Below are 17,071 nucleotides of genomic sequence, written 5' to 3' on the forward strand. Positions count from 1 at the left end.
ATAAAAATGTAATTTTATTACGTTTTTTTCGAAAGTTGATCCAGATTAATAATCAGTATTCTTGATAGAAATATCGCTACCCCTTTATTTACATTAGACTCGATTAAATGATACTTTTTGAAAGTGCTATTGAAATATTACATTAAGGGTTACGGCTATGACTGCAGCAGCGTCTTTAAAAACGGATTTGAATATTGCTCCATTGGTTGATTTACCTAGCGCCGAATTGATTGAGCGTGCGATAAAGCGTGGTGAAGGTGTACTAGATACTAACGGGGCTTTGGTGGTTGAAACAGGTGAGCGAACAGGTCGTTCACCTAACGATAGGTTTATCGTAAAAGAGCCATCTACTGAAAACGACATTGACTGGGGCAAGGTTAACAAGCCTTTTGATGCCAACAAATTCGATGCCCTGTGGAACAAAGTTGAAGCATATCTAACTACCCAAGAGCACTTTTTATCGCACCTTCAAGTAGGCGCCGATCCTGCGCATGCACTTCCTTTAGAAGTAAGAACGCAAACCGCATGGCAGCATGTATTTGCCCGTAATCTTTTCATCGTACCTGAAAACTGGAATGCCAATAACGAAACGCCATGGCAGGTACTCAACGTGCCTGGATTCGTTTGTGAACCAGAGCGTGACGGCACCAATAGTGATGGTGTAGTAGTCATTAATTTCGCCAAAAAACGTGTGCTTATTGCTGGCATGAGATACGCCGGTGAAATGAAAAAAGCGATGTTCTCAGTTCAGAACTTCCTACTTCCAGCCAAAGACATATTACCCATGCACTGTTCTGCCAATGTGGGCGAGCAAGGCGATGTTACTTTGTTCTTTGGTTTGTCGGGTACAGGTAAAACCACCTTATCTGCCGATCCTAAACGCTTTCTAATTGGTGATGATGAACACGGTTGGGGGGAAGGCAGTGTGTTTAATATTGAGGGCGGCTGCTACGCAAAATGTATCGACCTATCGCAAAAGAACGAGCCGGTTATTTGGGATGCCATTAAGTTTGGCACCATATTAGAAAACGTTGTGTTAGATGACACTCGTACCCCAGATTATAAAGATACGTCACTAACACAAAATTCACGCGCGGCCTATCCGTTAAGCCACATTGAAAAGCGGGTTGAAGCGAACCGTGGCGGCGAGCCACGCTCTGTTGTGTTTTTAACCTGTGACGTGAGCGGTGTATTGCCGCCTGTGTCAGTACTAAGCGAGGAAGCGGCTGCTTATCATTTCTTAAGTGGTTACACCGCGAAAGTAGGTTCTACAGAGATTGGTTCAACCTCTGACATTGAATCGACCTTTTCTACTTGTTTTGGCGCTCCCTTCTTCCCACGCCCAGCAGGCGTGTATGCCGAGTTATTAATTAAACGTGTTAAAGCGTTTAACGCCAAAGTGTACTTGGTGAATACCGGCTGGACTGGTGGGCCTTATGGTACAGGTCAGCGTTTCGATATTCCTACTACCCGCGCCATTATCGATGCCATAGTATCCGGTGATTTAGCCGATGTTGAAACCCAACATATTGAAGGCCTAAACCTTGATGTACCCGTTGCGGTATCAGGCGTTGACGATAATCTACTGGTGCCTAAGCAAACCTGGGATGATGCAGAAAAATATGAAGAATATGCGCAGAACCTAGTAGATAGCTTTAAGCAGAATTTTGAAAAATACGATGTTAGTGACGCCATTGTTAAGGCGGGTCCTGGCAACTAATTCACACTGCGTTTTTAGGGGCGCAGTTGAATGTTAGGGAAGGCAACCCTTCTCTTCCCAACCTTCATCACACTCAACGTGATTGATGTTTTGCCCGCGCTTAGCCGCGGGCTTTTTTCGTTTCGATTTGCTTACTGTTTAATGTAAAGATGTGGATCCAAACCAATTTTGGGGCAGAGGAGTAAAATTGATATTGTTTTTATATTGAAGAAGCTTGCTGTCCACCTCCCTTTCTGAAAACCAATACTTCCGATCATCTATGGAAATAAGTCTTAGGGTGTAAGATGCGCTAAATGGGTCGAGTGGCCCTTTTTCAGTTCGAATTGAAGTGTCAAAAATTTGAACTTCTCTGTCCTTATTGTTTGGTGCTGGTACTTTTTTATTTTGAGAGTTGTATATAACGGGGATTTGAATAACAGTGATGCCTTGTGGAAGCTCGTGCAATTTGGAAATTTCAGACAATTTCTCGTTACTAAATGGATATCTTTGTAAGCTCCAACTGGCGTCTATATACACTTTGGCCAAGGCGACGTTATCTCCAACATGAATAAATACTCTGGGTTGGAACAATTTAAAGAAACAATAAAACCCAATCAACGTTGAGCTGACGATAAATATTATCCACTTCATTACAAAACTGGCTCATAATTAACTTCGAAAAATGCACTCTCATCCGGTGCGGTTTGATGAAAACTTGAATCTTTGCCAAAATCTTACCTCAACGCCAGTGTTACTCCCAACCTTATTTTTAAATGTCGCTTTCACCGGACCTGAGTTTCCGATATAGCCGTTTCTTTTGACGATAATATGGCAGCAGAATCCACTCAGTCTTGGCAGACTAAAAGAAGATCCGGGAACTATTGCACAGTCTTTTGATGATTTGTAAATCAAGGGTCTTGGGCTTGGGGAGTTACCAAAGATTAAACCAAAGAATATTTTGCCCGCGCTTAGCCGCGGGCTTTTTTCGTCTCCTATCTTGCGTGAATTATACTAAAGGCGTACTGTAGCGATCTTGGTAGTCGATGACGTTTCTGCGTTATCAATGTGCCTCCAAACAAAAAATCAAAAAACGTTGTAGTAAGTCTCTTAACTACAAATCATGCCCTGCTGTACCAATATTTTGCGTTATTTCGTTTAGAACCCTGTTTGTAAAGGAGCATGGATGAGCCGTCGTCCTATTACTGTTGTCATATTTTCCGGTTTTTTCTTACTGGGCATGTTGTTTATATTGTGGGGTATTTTGCTTCCAGATATTGCAGCCGACCTACGTATGTCAGAGTTGGTAAGTGGTTTGTTTTTCTCGCTGTTTTCTTTAGGCATGATGGTGGGGGCTGTGGTTGGAGGTAAGTATATTAGCCGCTTTGACTACATGCCCTTGTTAGCCTCGTTATTAGGTATGAACGCTGTATTATTGCTGATTATCTCAATGCTGCATGGGTGGCAATGGGTATTGGTGGTGGCAGTAGTTATTGGTGTAGTCAGTTCTTCAATTTTTACTATCGGTCATACACTTATTGCACGATTGTACGAAGAAAAGCGCTTTACCATGATGGGGCTGATGGATTTTATGTTCAGCTTGGGTACGTTTGCCGCTTCGTTTTTTGTTACCTTGCTTTATCTTCAAGAAGAAAATTGGCGTAGGCCAATTCAGGTACTCGCATTATTTATGTTGGCGTTATCGGCGTATACCTTTATGGCAGCGCACTCGCAAGCAAAACTATTACGGGGGCAACCAAAAGCCCAGCGTAAAACCCTCACTTTTGGTGCAGTAGCAAAACAGCCTATATTTATATTTATGGCGCTGCTTAGTTTCGGCTACGGCGCGGTAGAGTTTGGCAACGCTAATTGGTTTGTAAGCTATGCCCAAAACGGCATTGGGTTTACCGGTGAACAATCTCGAAACCTACTCGCGTGTTTTACTGCGGGTATGGTAATAAGCCGGCTAGTCTTTCCTTTCTTACTTCGATTTATGTCGGTACATCGGCTTATCGTTATTTTGGCTACAGCCTCATTGTGCGGCGTATTTGCAATAAAATTAATGACCGGTTTGTACAGTATGGGCGCAGGTAACTTACTGTTAGGGCTTGGCTTAGGTGGGCTATTTCCACTTATGTTGTCGGCAGCCATGAATATTGATAGTGACAACGGCCCTGTCTTATCTGGCATCTGTATTATTGGCAATTCAACCGGTGTGCAAGTGGCCTCTTTTTCTACCGGATTGTGGGCCAACTATGTGCCGCTGACTACGGCGTTTTGGGTGATTCCAATAGGCGGCTGTATTCTATGGGGTGCAGCGTGGGCATACAGCCGAATGGTGAAACAGCACGGTTACGCATGAAGGGGTAAATAGAACTCCGCAATCAAACCTTGCTGCGGATGATTACGCAGCTCCACACCGCCACCATGGGCTTCTACAATACGCCTAATAATCGATAAACCTAAACCAGAGCCCGATATACTTCGGGCTTTGTTGCCTTGGGCAAACGGCATAAACACATGCTCTAGCTCCGAAGCGGGAATACCAGGGCCAAAGTCACGCACTTTACAGAAAGCTCGCTTATCATTGCGGTTATAAAACGTGGTAATAACGATATTTTCTGAACCATAGCGAAACGCATTCTCAATTAAATTATCAATAACTCGCTTCATGGCCACGCGGCGTAAATCGAGTAACGGAATATCGTTAAGTTTAAGCGTAATATGATGCTTATCTTCGATATGCCGAGCCTGCGCTAGTTCCTTAATCAGGCTGTTTAAGTCTGTATTTTCCTTAACTTCTTCTGTGTCATAGCGGGCGTAGTCGATGAACTGATCGATGATGGCATTCATATCTTCAATATCATTCACAATACCGTCTTTAATCCAGTTTTGTGACTCGGGCAGCATTTCAGATGCAAGACGAATACGCGTAAGCGGGGTGCGCAAGTCATGAGAGATGCCCGCAGTCATTAACGTTCGGTCATGCTCTAGTTGCTTGATACCTTGATTCATACGGTTAAACGCCCGGGTAACTTGGATCATTTCCGTGCTACCTTGCTCTTTAAGTGGTGCTGGGTGTTCGCCTTTACCTACCGCTAATGCTGCTTTTTGCAACGAAGACAGCGGCATGGTCATACGCCTTACAAACAACCATCCTCCAGCCACGCTTAAAATACCTATCACCATTAAATACATGGTCAACGGTGAAATATTCGCTTCGTTTAAGCCAGTTATGGGAATAGCAATCCAAGTGTCGGGGTAGCGAGACAAGGAAATCCACACCGTATAAGGGGCACTGGCATCGGTTTTTTGCGAAACTGTACTAATGCGCACGTCTGCAAGTTGCTCAATTTGTTTGCTTACCTGAGATGACATAAACCCATAATAAACGGCACTTTCTAACCCTTTAGTTCTAGCCTTACTGGCATCCAATATTTGAATGTCGGTTTTGTTGTAATAGCGGGCCCTACTTTCAGCATTACTTACTAGTAAATCGTCAGCCAATACCGACTTTACTTGCGTGGCAAGTAGGCTATTAATTTGCTGGTAACTAGGCTGAATAAAATAATAAGTAACGGAAAGGTATGAAACAACTTGGTTAATAAGCAAAAGTACGCCAATCAGCATTACTGTTTGCCCAAATGCACTTTGAGGAACCAGGCGCACTACTTTATCGACCTATGTAAACACTGGGTTTTGCCCATCGGTAGTTATGCCTGCTCACCGTCGGGAACGAATACATAGCCTAAGCCCCAAACGGTCTGAATATACCTTGGGTTTGCTGGGTCTTTCTCTAGCATTCTACGCAATCGCGATACTTGAACATCAATACTGCGTTCTAGGGCGCTGTAGTCTCGCCCGCGGGCTAGGTTCATAAGTTTGTCTCGAGAAAGGGGCTCCCTAGGGTGGGTAACTAAAGACTTTAGCACTGCAAACTCGCCGCTAGTAAGGGTAAGGGGGGTGCTGCCAGCGGTCATTTCTCGGGTGGCCAAGTTCAGTTTATATTCACCAAATTCAATAATTTGTACGTCTTTAGACGGTGCGCCTGGAGCTTCACTATTTTGCCTGCGTAACACGGCTTTGGCCCGGGCAAGAAGCTCTCGAGGGTTGAATGGCTTAGGCAAGTAATCGTCTGCGCCCATTTCAAGGCCAATTATCCTGTCGACTTCATCGCCTTTCGCGGTCAGCATAATAATTGGAAGCTCACTGCCTGTTTGGCGTAAACGTCGGCATATAGATAAGCCATCTTCACCAGGAAGCATTAGATCTAACACCATAAGGTGAAAGTTCTCGCGCTCAAGCAATCTATCCATTTGCTCTGCATTTCCAGCGCTTCGCACCTGGTAACCTTGTTCGACTAAATAGCGTTCAAGCAGGCTACGAAGGCGCATGTCGTCATCGACAACGAGAATTTTAGACGTTTCCTGACCCATGACATGCCTTTAATAGTATTTTTCCTCACTATAACGACTCGTTACCAAATACAAAAGAGAGGAATGCATGAAAGCCTTCCTCTCTTTGTTACAAATAGTGTCAGATATAGGTTTAGACAGTACCGCTTAGGTGCAAATTAGTTAAACAGTACCGCTTAGGTACAAATTAGTTAGACAGTACCGCTTAGGTACAAATAAGTTAGACAGCCCCGTTTAGGTACAAACTAATCAAACCGAACAACATTAAGCGCTGTGGTGTCGGCGGTGCCGTTTAAGGTATCGGAATATAAGGCAACGATTTGCTGAGAGCCTGTGTGTTCTTGTTCAAAAAAGGTATCTTGAACTTTGCCCGCGAATCCCTGCCACGCCTTTGCGTATTTTGCTAAAAAGCCATCGTGTCCCCATTCCTGCTGGCGTTGTTTAACCCGTGCAGGGGCAAAAAATATCTCGGCATCTAAGGCTTTCTTATTGGGCTTTTGCTCGGCTTTCCAATCGGTGGCACCAATGAGGGTAACCTTCGAGAGCCTGTCGCCAAGTGCATTGCCTAGTGAATTTATCAGAGTGCCATTAGCGGCAAAATCGAGTAGCCAGTACTGGTGATCTTTAGATAAAGTTTCTACATCGTCATAGCTAAATACGTGATCGTAGCACCCTGAGGCTTTCACCATGTCTACATTTGAAGCAGAGGTTAACCCTATTACTTGATAATTAGCATGTCTGTGACTTTTTTGATCTTTCAGCAGTTGAGCTGTACCCAGTGCGGTTTTGCTAGATGCACTTGAAAGCAATAACGACTCACCTTGGCTACACTCGTCCACAAAATCATCCAACACAAATGATGTCATGTATAACGGACGAAAATTTAACTGCCAAGCTTCGCGGCTTGCATCATGGCCAGGGTCAACGGCACAGCGTAGGTATAGGTCGTACACGGGGCTAATGCTTTTGCGGTTTTCGTGTATATCAGAAAATCCGTGAGGTGCTACTTTTCCTGCCTTAATTACCCAGTGACTTGCCATGGGCAAGTAACCAAACACTTTTTCGCCTGCTTTAACATCAGCATGATTGGAGGCGACAACCGTAGCAAAGCCCCATACAGGCACAATGCCGTAATCTTCATCAGCAGGGAAGAAACCCCAGTAGCCCATGGTAAAACCAAGCGCAGCATAGGTAATATTATTGGCTGAAAAACCAAAGCTATCGGTTTCAAGCAAAACTTCATCTTGAGCTAAGTCATCGGTAGACAGGGTCTTATCTACAACTTGGGTGTCATCAATTTTGTCTTTTTTTACCCATATCTGCGTACTGGTTACGGTTGTCATGGCGTCACCTTAAATCTGATTTCAATAGACTACGATGACGCACTTTTAATGGGTTTTCGACTTTAGGTTGTAAATAGATTGTTATAGGGCTCGCGAATACACTAGGTAGTGGGCACATTTTCTTCATAAAGCTGCGGCAGAAAATCTGCAAGTGTTCCCATTTCTTCAATAGCATGGGTCATCAAATCATTAGCCATGCCGTGATCAAGCAATAGATACCTTACTAATGCTGTATTGCCAAATACCCCTTCAATGGAGAATACTTCATTATTCCCGTCACGTTTGGCCACGTGTCCCATCCAAAAAATAGAACGCATTTCAGCGCCAAATTGAGTATCGCGAATATAGTGACACATAGTGGATAAATTCAAATTTCCCTCTAATTGACCTGCTTTTGCGCACAATAGTGTTTCGTTATTTGAAGGTGTGTAGTCAGGAAAAAATTCGGTGGGGTCAACAAACTGAATGCGCAGCTTTTGCAGGTCTTCACCAATATATTCGTGAACAAGGTGGCTTGCGCCAACAATTTCGCCATCACGTTTATTTTCCCAATCCATCCAGACATGCGCGGTGGGGTGCCACATTTTATAATGAGTAGTAGTTTGCAAGTAATCGGCAAACCACCAGTGCACCATCTTGGCTTTTACATTTGGCATACGAGTAAGGGCTTTTACTACCATTACCCCATTGGACTGGGTGGAAACGCCGGTTTCCAGATTATTATACTTAGCATTAAAAAGCCCTGACGTTTCACGATAGTCAGAAAAAGGGTTGATACCCCAAATAGCGATACAAAGCCCTATTATTACAACGATAGTTAACATTAACTTATTCATTTTTTACTGCCTTTAAAGAAGCTGATTGCATCTATTTCTTGGTGAGATAGGCCTATCATCGTGAGTATAAACCGCGCCCATTCAGTAGCATCTTCAGCTTGGCTTTGACGGCCAATAGAGGCAATTATTAACCCTATAAACCCCCAACTCGTGATGGGCTCGGCGATTTGTGGCGAGGTCATAGGTTTGAATCGTCCCGTCATTACGCCGTTGGCAATATTAGCGGTTAAAAAATCACGCTGACTTTCGGTGATTGCGTTATTTAAAATATGTGGGTGTGCCGTGAGCTTTTCAGTAATGGGATCGTTAGCGATACTTTGAAACATAGCGCTAGCCATACTTGCCACTATATCTGCGCTGTCTGCGTGAAGCGTATCTGTATCAGAGACGGCTGTGTCAGGGGCAGTAAACAAGGTAGTTATTCTGTCAGCGTGAAATTGTGCGTAACCTTCAAACCTCGCATTAACAGCGGCGGTGATACACTCGCCTTTGCCTTCAAAGTAGTTATAAAACGTCCGTCGGCCTACATCAGCACCTTCTGCAATGTCATCTGCGGTTACAGCATCAAACCCTTTTTTATCTAGAAGCTCGACTGCAATGGCCATGAGTGCTGCCCGCGTTTTATTCTTTTTGCGGGTAAAGCGGTTTTCACTCGAGGTATTTGTTTCTTTCAATTTAAATGGCCTTTCTCGCTAGGTTTAATGTCACTAAATGTAATGCACTTCACGCCATAATACCTAAATTTCACAATAGTGCAATATTGCACATGTGTGCAATTAAGGTTAGTCTAATGTTTCTTTGTTGTAAATTTAATGTAACAGGGCTGGTTTTGCCTACGGAGCAAATATGGAAAAGATGAAGGTGTTTAGAGCAGTTGTTGGTATTAATATGATGTTGTGCGGGTTTACGGTTAAAGCAGATGAAGTGCAGTCAAATGACACAGACTCAGGAGAGCTAACCAGCCCTTCTCTAGAAGTGATAGAGGTGACTTCACAGAAGCGAACCCAATCAATTCAAGAGGTGCCTTTGTCGGTACAAGCATTGACAGGGGATGCGCTAGAAAGCAGTGGAATTAATGACTTTGAAGATGTAGTACATATTTCTCCCTCTATTTCGTTACAGGATAATTTGTCGCCGTTCCAAAAGAGTATTTATATTCGGGGAACGGGAACAACCATTAACTCAGCCACGGTAGAGTCAAGTGTTTCAACGGTAGTTGATGGTGTTGTGCTTGCACGGCAGGGGCAGTTCTTTGGCAATTTTGCTGACACCGAAAGATTAGAAGTACTAAGAGGGCCGCAAAGCACGTTATTCGGTAAAAATGCGTCTGCGGGCGTATTAAATATTGTTACCAAGAAGCCAAACTTCGATGAGCTTGAAATGAGCGCAACTGCGTCGTACGACGAGTATGGTGAATGGAATACCAAAGGGACTGTCACAGGGCCTATATCTGAAACTATCGCCTACCGATTCTCAGGTAACTACGAATACGTGGGGACCAATCATATTGAAAACGTTAACAACGGCGGCCCTTCGCTAGATAAAGAGCGGGCGATAGGAGCTAGAGGTAAGCTGCAATGGGATGCGAGTGATAATGTTGAAGTGATGTTTATCGCCGATTATTCCGATAGCAGTGCACCTTCTGGGGTGCGAGTATTTCGTGCCGTGAGCGAGGCTTCGGCGCAAGCTAGTGATATTAATGCGCTAACACCGGTTGTACCGGGTGAAAGCAATAGGAAAGTGAACATTAACGATCCTAATCATTACGACACCAAAGATTGGGGGCTGAGTGCAGAGGTTAATTGGTGGTTAGACGAACACCAAATCACGTCAATTACAGCCTATAGAAACTGGCAGATGGATGATGCACTCGATATAGATTCTACCGGAGTAGATATTCCAGTTAGTGCCTATATTGGCGTGGGAACGCCGTCATTTCGAGGTGTAGTGAATAGTGTTAAAGACACCGAGCAAATGTCGCAAGAATTTAGGATTCAGTCTACTCACGACAGCTCGCTTCAATATGTGGTAGGCGCTTATCTGTGGGGAACCACCTACCTTGGTGTAAATCAAGAAAGGCGTACGGTATGTTATGACTTGGTGGCCGCTAGGCCTGTTTACAGTAACTGTGAGGGTGTGCCTGTGCCGGCAGCGTTTATTGCTAGCCAGTCGTACAATCAACTTACCGATGTATCCACCCAGTATTATGCGCTTTTTGGTCAGCTAGATTATGCATTAAGTGACAAGCTTGGCGTTTCATTAGGGCTACGCGCACAGCGCGATGTGTTTGAGTGGGATGTACAACAGCGTGGTGTATTAGAGGAAGGCGACTTACCAGAGCCAAGATATTTAGGTGAAGGCAAAGAAACTTATACCGAAACCACGGGTAAGTTGTCGTTTCAGTATGCCTTGGACTCAGGCGCAAATGCTTATTTGTCTTACTCACGAGGCTATAAAGGCCCAGGTGCTGATTTCGCTTTACCAGACAGTGCAGCCTTAGACCCAGAGTATGTTGATGCTTATGAGCTGGGTTATAAAGCGCAGTGGTTTAACCGTAGGCTCAATCTATCCACAGCGTTGTTTTGGCAAGACTTCGAAAACACTCAGGTCTCTTATTTTGACGAAAATGATGTCATTTTTAGACCCACTAATGCGGGTGAAACAAGACAACGAGGTATAGAAATAGACACCATGTTAGCGGCGACCAATAACATCACGCTAACGGTGGGAGCGACGTGGCTAGATGCACAATACGAGTCATATTCAGTTGCTTGTTACACTAACGATCCTTCTCCATCCTGCTCAGTCTCTGCCTCAACCTCAGGCACAAAAGATGTATCAGGAGAAACCACCACCTTTTCACCGGAATTTAAGCTAGTGTCTGGGGTACGCTATGAAAGTGATGCACTCAGTAATGGGGCAAGTTGGTTCTTACAAGGAAATCATCGCTGGCAGTCTGAGGTGCAATACGATGCCAATCAAAACCCTGCAACCTTACAAGGTGCCTATGGTATTGCAGATATTTTCGTAGGCTATCGGTCAGCCTCACAGAAGTATTCAGTATCATTATTCGTTAAGAATGTTTTCGATACCCAATACGTGAATAACCTAGCCGCTTTCGTAGATTCTACAGGCGTGGGAGAGTCTGTTATTCAATTTGTTCCTAAAACCGCAGACAGACTCGTTGGCGCTACGTTTAGCGTACAATATTAATTTGCCCCTCATGGGTTAATCAGAACGGTTAACCCTTTATTCCCCACGCACCCGCTTAAATACTAGCACTGCGCTGTTTATTTATTATACTAAAGTCTACCTTAGCGTTTGTGTAGGCACTGTACCAATACCTATATAAGCGGAATGTTCAAAGGAAAAGAGCATGTTAAAGCGCAACGTATTAATTCTATTAACAATGATGCTGTCGTTTTCATCATCGGCGGCCTTAGTGAAGTTTTCATTTGAAGGTGAAGTTACTGAAATTGACAATATAGTCGGCAACTTTTGGGACCCCTCAGTGATAGGCACTAAAATTAGCGGTTATATGATTATGGATACTGAACTTGCCATAGGTGGGCGAGAAGAAGTTTCTTATTACTGGTGGAACAATATCGATAGCGACCCTGGTGCCCTCACCACATTTTTTGAAATTTTAGGTAAAAACTACGTGCTCTCTGGTGATTATGATTATAACGCCATGTACGACAGCTACGTGACCGATGAATTTTTGGAATATGGCGGTGGTATTGATGAATATGGTGATGCTGTTCCTGACAGTTTTGGGCTGAAAGATACTGAACAGCAAGAGACTACGGTTAACGGTGAAGTGACCTTCATCAATAAAAAGTTTGCGTTCGGTATCTCAGATAGCTTGATTGATTTTTTAACTGACTTTAGGCCCGTCCCTGGTGTAAGTGAGCCCCAACCCGATTGGTTACAAGAAATTTTATGGGTAGATGACGGTACCATTGATAATGGGAAGTCTGGCGGTGGATCTTTTGATTATTATGAAACGTTTGATGATGGGATAACAAGTCGAGAGACGGTTGCCGATGCTATGTTGTATTTTCGTCTTAACCAAGTTTCTACTCAGCAAATTTCAAGTGTTAGCACACCTAATAGCTTTGGACTCTTTATCATATCGGCAGCAATGCTAATTTTTCGCTTTCGTTTACGGTTAAAAGCGAGCGTAGGTAAATAAAGAGGAGCGCTAGTAGATAAAGATGAATGCAGTAAATAAAAAGGAGCATTGGTAGGTAAAAGCGAGCAATGCTAGATTAAAACCAGCGCAAGTAACTAAGTAAGTAAAAGCGACCACCACTTTTTACGCAAAGTGGCGGTCGATGTTTACGCTAAAAAGAATAACTAAACATGATGGAGCCCGTGCGGCCTTCGGAAGGTTTGACCACTACCGAGTCGAACAAGTCGGCAGACGTGTAATATTCCTCTTCGAACAAGTTATTTACGCTAAGTAATATGCGGTAATTCTCGGCCACATAGCCCACTGAGCCGGTCCATACCATATAACTAGGCAGCAATATGGTTTCCAGCACATCGGTGTAGGTTTCATCGGCCCACCCAAAGCCAAGACTAGCCGTTACTCTGCCTCTTTCTAATGGCTTATTATAATTTAGGAACAAGCTTACGGTGTTGTCAGGCAAGCCCCCACGGTCAAGTTCTACACCTTCGCCAACAAATGTCGACCTGTCTCCTGCAATGCGTCCACCATACACCTGATACGCTTCAAGGCCATTTTGGGCCGCAAAGTCAGCGCCATTGATTACTGCTAACGCACCATCACTCACCTCGGTGGTTTCAATATGGGTGGCGGTAGCAGTAAGCGAGAAACTTTCATTTAAGATAGCGCGGGCCTCAAATTCAACCCCTTCACTGTAAACCGCTACTAATGCAGAGGTTTGGCCAATTCGGTCGGTTTTTTCCTGATCAAATACGGCAAGGGCGGCATAGAGTGATTCATCGTCGCTGCTGTATTTAATCCCTAACTCGGCCAAGGTCGATTCCGCTAAATACTCACCGTTATCCACACTGCTTGGAATAATACCGCCAAGTTGATTAGTGCTTAGCGAGCTAGACTCGGCGTAAGTGGCGTAAGGTACAAAACCTGATTCCATCTTGTACGACACACTCACGTTGTAACTAAATGCTGACTCAGTATCGGTATGCACTTCACCATCGCCAAAAGGAATGCCTAACAAGGAAATAGCTTGGTCTTCCGACTCCACATCAAAATAATCGTACCGAGCGCCAAGTAATATACTCCAAGACTCAAGAGTGATATCTGCAATATAAAACAAGCCTGCATTGAGCATGTTGGAAACCTGCTCTTCGTTGTAGTTTCTTCTGACGGTGCCATCAATGCCGGTAGGGTTGCCGTCTTCATCGTAAATAATGGTGGCATCTTCATAAGGGTCATCTACCGCCCAATCAATTCTATCGTCAGGAGTGGGCCCTACCGTAATGTCTCGAAAGTCGAAGGTTTCATCATAATACGCATGGTTGTAGTCAAGATCTTCGTTACGAATACTAATGCCGGTAATATGTTGAATGGTGGCACTATCGTGGAAAGTTTCAAAATTGAGACTAGATCTAAACTCCATGGCCTCAGCCCCAGGATAATCAGCCGTAAAGCCCCAACTCTGGAATTTTTTATGATCCATATAATCGTAATAGAACTGGTTCTTCCATGTCATGTCGTCAGACAAATAGGTCGTAAAATCTAAGTACGCAGTGAATGCTGTTGAGTCGGCAAAATCAATGTCGTCAATAAAGGTCGTTTTATGATCTATCTGTGTAGTGCCGGGGTTACTGAGTGCATAGGCATTCTCAATACCATTATCTACCCCAGGGCAAGAAAGCAGCATGGCGTTATACGTATAGTTACTGTTATCGACGGTACCCGGGCTACAAAAGGTGCCTACACCAGAGAAAGACGAATTAATAAAGTAAGGGGCAAACGGCGAAATAAAACCTGATTCTTGAGGCAGTAACCTATCTGCTCCAATAGGGTTATCTGAATTCTTCGCCACAGGTGCGCCGGTGATGTAGGTGCCATTATCAATTAAGTCTTGGGTTACCCGGTTCCAACCAGGCACTTGAATAGCATCAGAGGTTTGATACTGAAAACCAAATTCCATCAATGTGTTTTCAGTTAAATCGACATCTAGTGCCACCTGTACAATCTCATTCGTTGGCTCGTAATTATCGTAATAAGAGCCAGAATCTTCTGCTTCAGCAAAAATGTACACGCCGGCTTGTTTATCACCAAGCATGAAAGGCGCACCGCCCTCTACCGCAAGAATTTTTTGATCGTATGTACCTAGGGTTAAATGAATTTCGCCGGTGGCTTCATCAAAGTACTTAGTGGCATCTGACTTGGCCGATTTTGGTGAGTAATTTAACTGCCCGCCTACACTACCATTGCCATATAAAGGGCTAACCGGCCCGCGCATCACTTCCAATCCTTTTGCTCCGCGAATATTGGTTTTAAACGCACCAGGGTTGGCAATTCGCCTAAAGCCACGAAAGTAGTTATCTGCCGATTCACCACGAATATCCATGGCGCCTTGAATACCAAAAAACGAACTGGTAAAGGCTCCAGGGGTGATGCGGACTAAATCATCCACCGAGCGCAATCCGTAAGCTTCTATTAGGTCTGAACTAATATCGGTAACCGAGCGAGGTGTTTCTACCAAAGATTTGTCTAAGCCAAACGCACTTTTCGATTCTATTGGAATGAGTGAGTTAAGGTCTTTTACACCGGTAATTGAAATGGTTTCCATGTCTTCATCACTCGGTGGTTCTTGTGCCAAGGAAGCACTCGAGTATGAGGCAAAGAGCGAAAGCATCGTTAAATAGAGGGTTTTATGCGTAAATGTTTTCATTGAGCAGCCTAGTGTGTGTTATCGCGCAACGCGCTTCTTTAGTTATGTATTAAATTGTTCACGCCTTTTTTGCTTTAAGTAGTAGGCGTAAACAGTTTGGTTGTTGTAATACACGGCTCAACAAGGCAATTTTTGATGTTATTAATTAAAATATTTGTTTAATTCCTATCTACTGATGGAGAAAGCGGAGTGTCAGTATTTTTTGTTTCGTCACTTTCTTGTTCGGTAACCTTATTCTCTGGAATTAAAATGCTCATGATAATGGCGGTAAAGCCCGCAGAGGTGACCGAGGAGGAAAGCACGTTTTTAAAGGCTACAGGTAAGCCTTGAATAGCATCGGGTACCATCAACACACCTAACCCGGTGCCTAGCGAGGTGGCGATAATAAGTGACTTTCGGCGGTCTATAGGCTCGCTTGCCAATATCTTAATTCCGCCTACCGCAATGGTGGCGAACATAACCAGTGTTGCACCGCCAAGCACGGGTTTAGGCATCAATTGAAGCACGCCGCCGATAATGGGAAATAAACCTAAAATGACCAACATGGCCGCCACATAAAAGCCCACATGCCGGCTTGCCACCCCAGTTAATTGAATAACGGCGTTGTTTTGCCCAAATGTAGTATTTGGAAAAGTATTAAATATGGCGGCGATGGCCGAATTTACGCCGTCGGCTAAAATGCCACCTTTAATTCTTTTTAGATATTTAGGGCCTTTTATCGGTAAGCCACAAAACAAGCTATTAGCGGTAAGATCGCCGGAGGTTTCCAGTGCAGTAAGAAAATAAATAAGCGCAATGGGAATAAATATATCGAGGTTAAAATTGATTCCATACTTAAAAGGAACCGGAATACTGATAATAGGTTGTTCGGCTAAGCTAGAAAATGAAATCCAGCCTAAAATAGAGGCCACGATAGTGCCTAGAATCATGCCTATCATGATGCCGGAAAGCCGTATCCAAGGATTACTAGAAACGTTAAGTGCAATAATAGTAACTAGCACAAGTAGGCCAAGCGAAAGGTTCTCAATACTGCCAAAATTAGGGCTGCCGAAGCCGCCTGCTAAATCAGTTATGCCCACTTTTATCAGGCTAATGCCAATAGTGGTAATAACGATCCCCGTGGTTAATGGCGTGATCACTCTTTTAATTTTATTTATAAACAAGCTAACGATTATTTCAATGAAAGCGCCGAGAAAGCAGACACCCAATAGGGTAGAGAGTATTTCTTCTTTACTGCCTCCGTTAGCTTTAATAGACAGCCCGGCTATTAATAACGCGCTAATGAACGCGAAGCTGGTGCCTTGAACGGCAATTAAGCCGCAGCCGACTGGCCCAAAGGTTTTTGCTTGAATGAAAGTGGCAACGCCTGAAACAAACAGCGACATACTAATGAGATAAGGTATTTCTGATTCAAGTCCTAGCGCAGTGCCAATAATCAGCGACGGGGTAATAATACCTACGAAGCACGCCAATATATGTTGCAACGCGGCAGTAATAGATTGGTTTACTGTTGGAATGTCGTCTAATGCAAATAAGACATCGGTATTTGGTTTCATTAAGTCCCTTTATAAACCAAGTGTCATCAGAATTTAACGCATACAGTTCTTTATGCATTAATAGCTATGCAAGAAATTATCCTTTTTTAATATTGTTATTTTTAAGCAGTCATAGAAATAAATGAGGTTTTATTAACGCTTTGAATTACATTGTTTTAATAGTGTTAGTGGTTTGATGCTAAATTGAAAAATAACAGTTTTTGGTGGGTGATAAATCAATATTGAAAAGAATATGGTGCGTTCTAAGTGATCATTTTAGTGCAATGTTAACGAGGAAATATCAAATCTTAAATTTAATTCCTAATACTGTTGTATAGTTTTGTTTGCTG

12 protein-coding genes are annotated in these 17,071 nt (G+C 43.6%); 4 read left to right on the plus strand and 8 right to left on the minus strand.

Translation table 11 applies throughout. The features are described 5' to 3' along the window. The first annotated feature begins 157 nt into the window (after positions 1-157). A complete protein-coding gene (locus Q4561_RS07450) occupies positions 158-1,720 on the plus strand; it encodes a phosphoenolpyruvate carboxykinase (protein WP_303458756.1) in 1,563 nt (520 codons plus the stop codon). Between the two features lie 138 nt (positions 1,721-1,858). On the opposite strand, the gene Q4561_RS07455 is transcribed toward Q4561_RS07450, so the two are convergent. After that, entirely contained in the window at positions 1,859-2,350 is a 492-nt protein-coding gene (locus Q4561_RS07455; protein WP_303458757.1) for a hypothetical protein, read from the minus strand. Positions 2,351-2,882: 532 nt separating this feature from the next. On the opposite strand from Q4561_RS07455, the gene Q4561_RS07460 reads away from it, so the two are divergent. Continuing rightward, positions 2,883-4,058, plus strand: a complete 1,176-nt coding sequence (locus Q4561_RS07460) for a sugar MFS transporter (RefSeq protein ID WP_303458759.1) — start codon at positions 2,883-2,885, stop codon at positions 4,056-4,058. Here the strand turns inward: Q4561_RS07460 and envZ are convergent. From envZ to Q4561_RS07485, 5 genes are all read right to left on the minus strand, one after another. Continuing rightward, the gene (envZ, locus tag Q4561_RS07465) at positions 4,049-5,365 is read right to left on the minus strand and encodes a two-component system sensor histidine kinase EnvZ (protein ID WP_303458760.1); all 1,317 of its coding nucleotides are present in this window, start codon (positions 5,363-5,365) and stop codon (positions 4,049-4,051) included. The two genes, Q4561_RS07460 and envZ, sit on opposite strands and share 10 nt — an antisense overlap. Positions 5,366-5,409: 44 nt before the next feature. Then, a complete protein-coding gene (ompR, locus tag Q4561_RS07470; protein WP_303458762.1) occupies positions 5,410-6,132 on the minus strand; it encodes a two-component system response regulator OmpR in 723 nt (240 codons plus the stop codon). Between the two features lie 224 nt (positions 6,133-6,356). Continuing rightward, a complete protein-coding gene (locus Q4561_RS07475; RefSeq protein WP_303458763.1) occupies positions 6,357-7,454 on the minus strand; it encodes a DUF2855 family protein in 1,098 nt (365 codons plus the stop codon). A gap of 101 nt (positions 7,455-7,555) precedes the next feature. Continuing rightward, positions 7,556-8,290: a hypothetical protein gene (locus tag Q4561_RS07480; RefSeq protein ID WP_303458765.1), complete on the minus strand. Its 735-nt coding sequence runs from the start codon at positions 8,288-8,290 to the stop codon at positions 7,556-7,558. After that, entirely contained in the window at positions 8,287-8,964 is a 678-nt protein-coding gene (locus Q4561_RS07485; RefSeq protein WP_303458767.1) for a TetR/AcrR family transcriptional regulator, read from the minus strand. The genes Q4561_RS07480 and Q4561_RS07485 overlap by 4 nt, the downstream gene beginning before the upstream one ends. Before the next feature lie 172 nt (positions 8,965-9,136). Here Q4561_RS07485 and Q4561_RS07490 point away from each other — a divergent pair, with 172 nt between their 5' ends. Continuing rightward, positions 9,137-11,503, plus strand: coding sequence for a TonB-dependent receptor (locus Q4561_RS07490; protein WP_303458768.1), 2,367 nt, complete (start codon positions 9,137-9,139; stop codon positions 11,501-11,503). Between the two features lie 163 nt (positions 11,504-11,666). Beyond that, positions 11,667-12,485, plus strand: coding sequence for a hypothetical protein (locus Q4561_RS07495; RefSeq protein ID WP_303458770.1), 819 nt, complete (start codon positions 11,667-11,669; stop codon positions 12,483-12,485). A 151-nt stretch (positions 12,486-12,636) separates the two neighbouring features. Here Q4561_RS07495 and Q4561_RS07500 read toward each other — a convergent pair whose 3' ends face one another. Together Q4561_RS07500 and Q4561_RS07505 are read right to left on the minus strand one after the other, a co-directional pair. After that, positions 12,637-15,186, minus strand: a complete 2,550-nt coding sequence (locus Q4561_RS07500) for a TonB-dependent siderophore receptor (RefSeq protein WP_303458772.1) — start codon at positions 15,184-15,186, stop codon at positions 12,637-12,639. A gap of 158 nt (positions 15,187-15,344) precedes the next feature. Next, positions 15,345-16,742 (minus strand): nucleobase:cation symporter-2 family protein, encoded by a 1,398-nt coding sequence (locus tag Q4561_RS07505; protein WP_303458774.1) that lies wholly within the window; start codon positions 16,740-16,742, stop codon positions 15,345-15,347. Positions 16,743-17,071 lie beyond the last annotated feature (329 nt).

It is taken from the genome of Alteromonas sp. 1_MG-2023, assembly GCF_030547075.1.
Taxonomy (GTDB): domain Bacteria; phylum Pseudomonadota; class Gammaproteobacteria; order Enterobacterales; family Alteromonadaceae; genus Alteromonas.

Bases quoted from the DNA above. Each gene is read 5' to 3' on its own strand.
- Q4561_RS07495 (WP_303458770.1), top strand. From the start codon at position 11,667: ATGTTAAAGCGCAACGTATTAATTCTATTAACAATGATGCTGTCGTTT.
- Q4561_RS07505 (WP_303458774.1), bottom strand. From the start codon at position 16,742: ATGAAACCAAATACCGATGTCTTATTTGCATTAGACGACATTCCAACA.
- Q4561_RS07450 (WP_303458756.1), top strand. From the start codon at position 158: ATGACTGCAGCAGCGTCTTTAAAAACGGATTTGAATATTGCTCCATTG.
- Q4561_RS07500 (WP_303458772.1), bottom strand. From the start codon at position 15,186: ATGAAAACATTTACGCATAAAACCCTCTATTTAACGATGCTTTCGCTC.
- Q4561_RS07460 (WP_303458759.1), top strand. From the start codon at position 2,883: ATGAGCCGTCGTCCTATTACTGTTGTCATATTTTCCGGTTTTTTCTTA.
- ompR (WP_303458762.1), bottom strand. From the start codon at position 6,132: ATGGGTCAGGAAACGTCTAAAATTCTCGTTGTCGATGACGACATGCGC.
- Q4561_RS07480 (WP_303458765.1), bottom strand. From the start codon at position 8,290: ATGAATAAGTTAATGTTAACTATCGTTGTAATAATAGGGCTTTGTATC.
- Q4561_RS07490 (WP_303458768.1), top strand. From the start codon at position 9,137: ATGGAAAAGATGAAGGTGTTTAGAGCAGTTGTTGGTATTAATATGATG.
- Q4561_RS07455 (WP_303458757.1), bottom strand. From the start codon at position 2,350: ATGAAGTGGATAATATTTATCGTCAGCTCAACGTTGATTGGGTTTTAT.
- Q4561_RS07475 (WP_303458763.1), bottom strand. From the start codon at position 7,454: ATGACAACCGTAACCAGTACGCAGATATGGGTAAAAAAAGACAAAATT.